4 protein-coding genes are annotated in these 3399 nt (G+C 68.0%); 2 read left to right on the plus strand and 2 right to left on the minus strand.

Annotation, left to right across the window (positions count from 1 at the left end; translation table 11 throughout):
* A partial coding sequence (locus AC1D01_RS26030) for a LytTR family DNA-binding domain-containing protein (protein ID WP_477871515.1) occupies positions 1-353 on the plus strand: 353 nt, incomplete at its 5' end.
* Here AC1D01_RS26030 and AC1D01_RS26035 read toward each other — a convergent pair.
* Both AC1D01_RS26035 and AC1D01_RS26040 read right to left on the minus strand, forming a co-directional pair.
* On the minus strand, positions 354-788 hold the full coding sequence (locus tag AC1D01_RS26035; protein ID WP_477871517.1) for a hypothetical protein: 435 nt from the start codon (positions 786-788) through the stop codon (positions 354-356). It abuts the gene before it with no gap.
* 140 nt (positions 789-928) lie between these two features.
* Positions 929-1336, minus strand: coding sequence for a hypothetical protein (locus tag AC1D01_RS26040; RefSeq protein WP_477871519.1), 408 nt, complete (start codon positions 1334-1336; stop codon positions 929-931).
* Positions 1337-1543: 207 nt separating this feature from the next.
* On the opposite strand from AC1D01_RS26040, the gene AC1D01_RS26045 reads away from it, so the two are divergent.
* Positions 1544-3361 carry a glutamine--tRNA ligase/YqeY domain fusion protein gene (locus tag AC1D01_RS26045; RefSeq protein ID WP_477871521.1) on the plus strand — a complete coding sequence of 606 codons (1818 nt, stop codon included), beginning with the start codon at positions 1544-1546 and terminating at the stop codon, positions 3359-3361.
* Positions 3362-3399 lie beyond the last annotated feature (38 nt).

Raw genomic sequence — 3399 nt, forward strand, 5'->3', positions numbered from 1 at the left:
CACCTGCGGCGCCCACGGCGCCCGTCGCGCCGCTGACGGTGATCCAGGCCGCCGTCGGCAACGCGATCCACCTGGTGCCGGTGGTCGAGGTGCTGTATTTCGAGGCGGCCGACAAGTACGTGCGGGTCGTCACGCTGGAGCGCGAGTACCTGGTGCGCATCTCGCTGCGCGAACTGCTGCCGCAGATCGACCTGCAGCGCTTCTGGCAGATCCACCGCGGCACGGTGGTGCGCTCGGACGCCATCGCTACCGCGCTGCGGGACGAGGCCGGCAAGATCACGCTGACCTTGCGCGGCCACGCCGACCGGCTCGCTGTGAGCCGGCTCTACGCGCAGCTCTTCAAGCCGATGTGATCAGTGGCGGTGGCCATCGCGCCCGTCACGCCCGCCGCGGTCGTCACGGCGGCCGTCATGGTCGTGGTAGTCGTGGTGGTCATGGCGCCCATCCCAGCGCGGCACCACCACCGGCACCGGGCGCACCACCGGATAGGTGTGATAGACCGGATACGGCCGGTAGACCGGGTAGGGGCGATAGACCGGACGCGGGCGGTAGACCACCACCGGCGCGGGCTGCACGTAGACCGGGGCCGGTGCGTAGTAGGCCGGCTGCACGTAAACCGGCTCGGCATAGACCGGCTGCGAATACACCGGCCCGCTCGACACGACGGTGGTCACCGGCGGCAGGTTGACGCCGATCGACCATTGCACATTGGCGGCATGCGCGCCTGCGGTGGCCAGCGCACCCACCAGGGCCAGCGCGGCGACGAACGGGGTCTTGCGATTCAACATCGTGAACTCCTGTGTTCCAGACACTGCGATCGCAGTGTCATGGGTCTACAACGTCACAACGTGTTCCCACGAAGACCGGTTTCCGTGTCGATTGGTAAGCCGCAGGTTTCTGGAAGGTTAAGTTGGCGGCCTGACGCGCCTTACTGACGGGCGCGGTGCATCGCCAGTTCCAGCAGCGAGCGCAGGTCGCCGAGTTCGGTCAGCACCTCGAACGAGAAGCCGGCGCGGCCCGGGCGGTCGCTCAACAGCAGCTCGTCGAAGTACGCCGGCAGGCTCAGCGGCTTCTCCCACAGCGCGGCCAGCCGGTTGACGACGTGCGGGTGGCGCTGCGCCGTGGTCAGCGGCCGGTAGCGCGGCGGCAGCGCGGCCAGCCATTCTTCGGCGATGCCGCTCAGCCCGTCGCGCTGCGGCGCGCGTTTCGGCGGCGGCGTGCGGTGCGGCAGGCCGATCGGCCCGTCCAGCAGCGCCGACGGCGCGGTGGCCATCCAGCCGGTCTGGCTGGGCGAGAAGTCGAACATGAAGTTCGACGAACGCGGCGGTGTGTTCATGGCATCGATTGTTCGACTGCATCCATGGGCTGGAAAGACCATGACGCCCCTCTGCTCGCGGGGGTGGATGCAAATAGACACACCAACGCGTGAAGAAAATCACGATCGGGCAATCGCCCAGGCGCCTCCAGGGGCGCGAACTACAATGAATTCACGCTTCGCACCCTCGCGCGGCGTTCCCAACCCCTTGAATCCCCAGCGCATTTCATGAGCGACCCCCACAGCAAGGCATCTCCTGGCGAGTCCGCCGCCCCCGACGTTCGGCCGACCAATTTCCTGCGGCAGATCATCGAGCGCGACCTCGACCAGGGACGCTACGCGGGTCGCCATTTCGCCGGATCCCCCGGCGACGCCGCCCACCAGGCCGGCGGGCCGCTCGACGCGGCGCGCATCCGCACCCGCTTCCCGCCCGAGCCGAACGGCTACCTGCACGTCGGCCACGCGAAGAGCATCTGGCTGAACTTCGGACTGGCGCGCGACTTCGGCGGCGTGTGCCACCTGCGCTTCGACGACACCAACCCCGAGAAGGAAGAGCAGGAGTACGTCGACGCCATCATCGAACTGGTGAAGTGGCTGGGCTTCGACTGGCGCAGCGACGTGAACGGCGCGCCGGTCGACCACCTCTACTACGCCAGCAACTACTTCGAGTTCATGTACCGCGCGGCCGAGGCGCTGATCGGCGCCGGCCACGCCTACGTCGACGAGCAGAGCGCCGAGGCGATGAAGGCCACGCGCGGCGACTTCAACACGCCCGGCACCGACAGCCCGTTCCGCAGCCGCACGCCGGCCGAGAACCTGGCGCGCTTGCGCGAGATGCGCGACGGCAAGCTGGCCGACGGCGCCGCGGTGCTGCGCGCGAAGATCGACATGGCGTCGCCGAACATCAACCTGCGCGACCCGGCGCTCTACCGCATCAAGCGCGCGACGCACCACAACACCGGCGACACCTGGTGCATCTACCCGATGTACACCTATGCGCACCCGATCGAAGACGCGCTCGAGCAGATCACGCACAGCATCTGCACGCTCGAGTTCGAAGACCAGCGCCCGTTCTACGACTGGCTGCTCGACACGCTGTGCGGCCTGGGCCTGCTCGCGCAGCCGCGCCCGCACCAGCATGAGTTCGCGCGGCTGAACCTGACCTACGTGATCACCAGCAAGCGCAAGCTGAAGCAGCTGGTCGACGAGAAGCACGTCGATGGCTGGGACGACCCGCGCATGCCGACGCTGGCCGGCCTGCGCCGCCGCGGCTACACGCCGGCGGCGATCCAGCTGTTCTGCGAGCGCATCGGCGTGACCCGCGACTACAGCTGGATCGACTACGGAACGCTCGAAGGCGCGCTGCGCGACGACCTGGAAGCCAAGGCACCGCGGGCCATGACGGTGATCGATCCGGTGAAGCTGAAGCTCGTCAACTGGGCCGAGGTGTTCGGCAGCGCTGCGCACATCGAGCCTTGCCATGCGCCGGCGCACCCGCACCAACCCGAGCTCGGCCAGCGCGAATTCGGCCTCGGGCCCGAGCTGTGGATCGAGCGCGACGACTACGCCGAGACGCCGCCGAAGGGCTTCTTCCGGCTGTTCCCGGGCAACAAGGTGCGGCTGAAGTACGGCGTCATCGTCGAATGCGTCGGCAGCGAGACCGATGCGAACGGCGAGCGGGTCGTGCTGGCGAAGGTGATCCCCGACACGAAGAGCGGCACGCCCGGGGCCGATGCAGTGAAGGTCAAGGGCACGATCACCTGGGTCGGCGTGCACGACGGTGTTCCGGCCGAGCTGCGGATCTACGACCGCCTGTTCACCGAGGCGCAGCCCGATGCCGGCGGCCGCGACTACCTGACGGTGCTGAACCCCGGCAGCAAGAAGGTCGTGCAGGGGTTCGTCGAGCCGTCACTCGCGAAGGCGCAGCCAGATGACAAGTTCCAGTTCGAGCGGCATGGGTACTTCGTGGCGGATCGAGTCGATTCCACGGCTGGAAAACTCGTGTTCAACCGCGTCACCAGCCTCAAGGACAGCTGGRGGAAATGACAGCCCCTCGGTCGACGGGTACGTCGACCGATCCCCCG

Source organism: Rhizobacter sp. P3_B12 (assembly GCF_056402895.1).

What these genes read in the sequence shown, in the direction of transcription:
- AC1D01_RS26035 (WP_477871517.1), bottom strand. Translation starts at nt 788, where the DNA reads ATGTTGAATCGCAAGACCCCGTTCGTCGCCGCGCTGGCCCTGGTGGGT.
- AC1D01_RS26040 (WP_477871519.1), bottom strand. Translation starts at nt 1,336, where the DNA reads ATGAACACACCGCCGCGTTCGTCGAACTTCATGTTCGACTTCTCGCCC.